The sequence below is a fragment of the Streptomyces sp. NPDC090994 genome, from assembly GCF_044768905.1.
In the GTDB taxonomy this organism is placed as follows: domain Bacteria; phylum Actinomycetota; class Actinomycetes; order Streptomycetales; family Streptomycetaceae; genus Streptomyces.
In genome coordinates, this window is sequence record NZ_JBIVWS010000052.1 from 1 (window position 1) to 4,324 (window position 4,324).

The window sequence follows — 4,324 nt, forward strand, 5'->3', positions numbered from 1 at the left end:
GCCCCGTTGACTGAACGAAGCCTGGAGATTGCCCAGTTCAGTGGGCGCATGGAGTCCTCGGGCACTACGGTCACCGATCGTGATGAACGATGCTTCTCGACGAGATTTGGCGGCCCTGGTGGTCCCCCGGTGGGGTCGGCTGGTGGAGACCGGCGACCGGTACGAGCCCTACCGGCTGATCGATTCCGACGGAGCGGCCATCGAGGCGGTTGCCGTCTACTTCCAGGAGTTGCTGGCGGCAGGGAAAGCCCCGTCAACGGTCCGCTCCTACGGGATGGATCTGCTGCGGTGGTGGCGGTTCCTGCAGGCCGTGGACGTTTCCTGGGACCGGGCGACACGTCGGGAAGCCCGCGACTTCAGCTGCTGGATCCAAGAGACCACCAAACCCAGGAAGATCAAGGTCCAGGGCCCGCAGGTGGTACGGGGAGCCGGTGCCACGAACCCGGTGACCGGGAAGCCGTCGGCGGGATCCGGATACGCTCCGGCCACCGTCGTCCACTGCGAGACGGTCCTGCGCCGGTTCTACGATGTGCACCGCGATACGGGGACCGGCCCGCTGCTCAACCCGTTCCCGCTGGATCTTTCCCGCCGCTCCGGGCGGGCTCATGCGCACCACAATCCGATGGACGGCTGGAAGCCTGAGCGGGTGGGCCGCTACCGGCCAAGTCTGCCGCGGCGAATCCCGCGCTCGATTCCGGAACCATGGTTCAACAAGCTGTTCGCGGCGCTCCCCTCCAACCGCGACCGGGCCCTGGCCGCTTTCTGGATCTCCACCGGGGTGCGAGCCTCAGAACTGATCGGCATGCGCCAGCGCGACGTCGACCCCGGCCAGCAGTTGATCAGCGTGGTGCGCAAGGGCTCGCGGGCGGTCCAGCAGGTGCCGGCATCTGCGGACGCATTCGTGTGGCTGCGCCTCTATCAGCAGGAAGTACAAGACCAGGTTCCGCGAGGCCGCACCCAGCCGGTGTGGTGGACACGGCGAGAACCGATCCGGCCCCTGACATACCACGGCGCCCACCGGATGTTCGAGCGCGTCAACGCCTCGCTCGGCGTCGACTGGACCCTTCACGACCTGCGGCACAGCGCGGCCGCCCGGATGGTGCGCGACCCAAAGCTGACGCTGTCAGACGTGCAGTGGGTGCTCGGACACGCTCACCTGTCCGCCACGGAGGTTTATCTGACGCCGCACACGGAGGAGGTCGTGGCCGGCGTGCTGGCGCATCACGCACGCCAGGCCCGCACAAACATCCAGCCGATGCCACCACCGCCGGCACCGGGCTACGATCCGGCGTCGCTGGACGTCTTGTTCGGGCGCTCGTCATGACGGCCGTCGTCAAGCACACGACGCGCAAGCCGTTGGAGATCACGAACCCGAGCGCGGAGCAGGCCAAGGCACGAAACAGCCGACTGCGGGAGCAGTTCCCGGCCCGGGCGTCACAACGGTGGTGGCCCCAGACCGCGCAGTCGTCTGAGGAGACGCTGCGACATTTGACGACGGCGCCGTTCCTCCCGGTGGCGAACGGCACCCGAGCGGGACGCCGCCGCGGGGTGGCCAAGTTGCTTCGCTGGCTGTCGAGCCAGCCTGGGGATACCTGGCAGCAGCGCTGGATGGCCACGGGAGCCGAGGACTTGTCCGGAGCCGCCTGGGTGGAGATTCCCAAGCGGTGGCTGAGCGAGCACGGGCCCTCACCGTCGCACGACCGGGAGGACCTGGCCTCCGGGCTGCTCATGCTGATCTGCGGAGACGTCATTCGTCCCGCTCTACCGTGGATGCTCACCCGCACGCACCGGTATCTCGCCTCTGTGATGGCCGAGACCCGAGACCCGGATGGATTCGCGCGTTTGCACCAGTTGGCCGCCGCCGGGCCGGCGAGCGCGCGCCAGGATGCGCAGACCGCCGCGACGCGGATTGCCACCCTGCTGGCCTGCAAGGGCGGGCGGATCGATGACATCACCGTCGGCGACTGCGTGGAGCTCATCGATACTCAGCGCCGGGTGCATGCCCGCGGGGGACAGAAGAAGGTCGACTTCTACTTGCGACTGCGGGCCATGGGCATCTTTCCCGAGGATGCCCCGGCCACGATCCGTGCCTTCGGGCTCGCCATGGGCCAGTCGAGCATCGAAGAACTGGTGGACCGCTACCAGATCCGCTGCCAACCGGTACGCGACGTGATCGTGGACTATCTGCGCGAACGCCAGCCATCGCTGGACTTCACCAGCCTGGACGCGATCTCCCGCACGCTCGCGGGCCTGTTCTGGGCCCGCATCGAAGATCTGGCACCAGGAATCGACTCCCTGCGGCTACCCCCGGCGGTGGCTCGCGCCTGGAAAGATGACCTGAAGGTCAAAAGGCGCACCGTCGTCGGCCCCGACGGCAAGAGCAGTGAAGTCACCAGCCCGCGGCTCAACGCCAAAGACGAACTCATGCGCGTCCGAGCGTTCTACCTCGACATCGCGCAATGGGCGGCCGAGGAACCCGCCCGCTGGGGTCCGTGGGCCCTCCCCTGTCCGATCAGCGACGACGAGATCCACAAGGCAAAGGAACGCAAGAGACGCAAAGCCCGGATGGATCAGCGCACCCGCGAGCGGCTGCCCGTCCTCCCCGTCCTGGTCAGCGCCACCGACCGGCGGCGCCGCGAAGCCACCAGCCTCCTCCAGGCGGCGCGAGACACCGAGCCCGGAGAGCTGATCCCCGGCACGAGCGGCGCCCTGCGCAGAGCCATTGCCCCGACGGCCGCGGGCCACCTCACCTGGGCCGAGGAGAGCTCCAGCGGGCGTCGGCGGAATCTGTCCTACGAAGAAGAGGAGACGTTCTGGGCGTTCGCCGCGATCGAGGTCCTGCGCCTGACCGGTGTTCGCAACGAGGAGCTCCTGGAACTCACGCACCACAGCGTCACCCAGTACCGGCTCCCGTCCACCGGCGAGGTCGTCCCATTGCTGCAGATCGCTCCGTCCAAGACCGACACCGAGCGACTCCTGCTGGTGAGCCCGGAACTCGCCGACGTCCTCAGCGCCATCATCAGTCGACTGCGTGGCCCGGGCGGGATGGTTCCGCTGGTGGCCGCCTATGACGTCCGCGAGAAGGTATGGAACTCGCCGATGCCGCTGCTGTTCCAGCGCGGCATCGGTTCCGAGCACCGCGCCTTCACACCGACCGCGATCCGCAAACTGCTGATCAATGCGCTGGCCGCGACCGGGCTGACCAACGCCGAAGGTGAGGCACTGTCCTTCTCTCCCCACGACTTCCGAAGGATCTTCGTCACCGACGCCATCATGAACGGACTGCCCCCGCACATTGCCCAGGTCATCTGCGGTCACAAGAACATCGACACCACGATCGGATACAAGGCGGTCTACCCTGCCGAGACGATCGAGGCTCACCGGGCGTTCATTGCCCGCCGACGGGCCTCCCGACCCGGCGAGGAGTACCGCATCCCGACAGAGGAGGAGTGGGACGCCTTCCTCTCGCACTTCGAGAAGCGGAAGGTGTCCATCGGCACCTGCGCACGCGCCTTCGGATCCCCCTGCATCCATGAGCACGCTTGTGTCAGATGCTCGCTCCTCCGGCCTGATCCAGCCCAACGGTCACGGCTGACTGACATCCGTGACAACCTGATCGCCCGGATCGCCGAGGCGGAGCGGGAAGGATGGCTGGGCGAAGTCGAGGGCCTCCAGGTCAGCCTCTCTGGCGCGCAGGGCAAGCTGGACCAGCTCGATGCCGAAGCAGCCCGCCGATCCTCCACAGTCGATCTCGGCATGCCGGCCTTCGCAGAGGTTGCCAACCGCACCACCACAACGTCGACGGACCGGCACCGTCCCTGAAATCCGTGGTCGTCACAAAGCTGACTGCCTACGCTCCAACCCATGCGAACTGTCTTCGTGTTTCCCACAGGTGAGCGAGCTGAGACCGTTGCCTCGCTCGATCGGCATCTGCCCGAGCAGCGCAATCCGTGGACTCTGGACGGCAACCTCTACATCGACATCGACGATGAGCAGACCGGCTACCTCTTCTCCGACTGGGATCCTGAGGATGTTGCGATCCTCGAAGCAGCCATCGGACATCACCCCACTTGGGCGGTGCAGATCGACATCTCCGGGCGAATCGACGGCACCGCAGAGGTCCACCAGATGATCGCTCTGCTGCTTGAGCATGGAGGCGTGGCAACGGACGACTACACCACCCACCCATGGACCCTGCCGGAAATCCTGTCTGGAGCAGTGATCGACGGCCTGCGCTTCTTCGACTTTCGCGGCTACCACGAACTCAACCGCGAACACGGGCGTTCCTGACTCGATCACCTCACCAGCGCAAGTTCAGAGAAGC

The 4,324-nt window shown here is 66.7% G+C and carries 3 protein-coding genes; all 3 read left to right on the plus strand.

Annotated elements, in window-relative coordinates; translation table 11 throughout:
- Window positions 1-142 precede the first annotated feature (142 nt).
- The 3 genes from ACIQR3_RS38185 to ACIQR3_RS38195 are packed head-to-tail and all read left to right on the plus strand — an operon-like array spanning window position 143 to window position 4,290.
- A complete protein-coding gene (locus tag ACIQR3_RS38185) occupies window positions 143-1,324 on the plus strand; it encodes a tyrosine-type recombinase/integrase (protein ID WP_403546190.1) in 1,182 nt (393 codons plus the stop codon).
- Entirely contained in the window at window positions 1,321-3,822 is a 2,502-nt protein-coding gene (locus ACIQR3_RS38190; protein WP_403546192.1) for a tyrosine-type recombinase/integrase, read from the plus strand. The genes ACIQR3_RS38185 and ACIQR3_RS38190 overlap by 4 nt, the downstream gene beginning before the upstream one ends.
- A 42-nt stretch (window positions 3,823-3,864) precedes the next feature.
- The gene (locus tag ACIQR3_RS38195; RefSeq protein WP_391400565.1) at window positions 3,865-4,290 is read left to right on the plus strand and encodes a hypothetical protein; all 426 of its coding nucleotides are present in this window, start codon (window positions 3,865-3,867) and stop codon (window positions 4,288-4,290) included.
- Window positions 4,291-4,324: the final 34 nt, after the last annotated feature.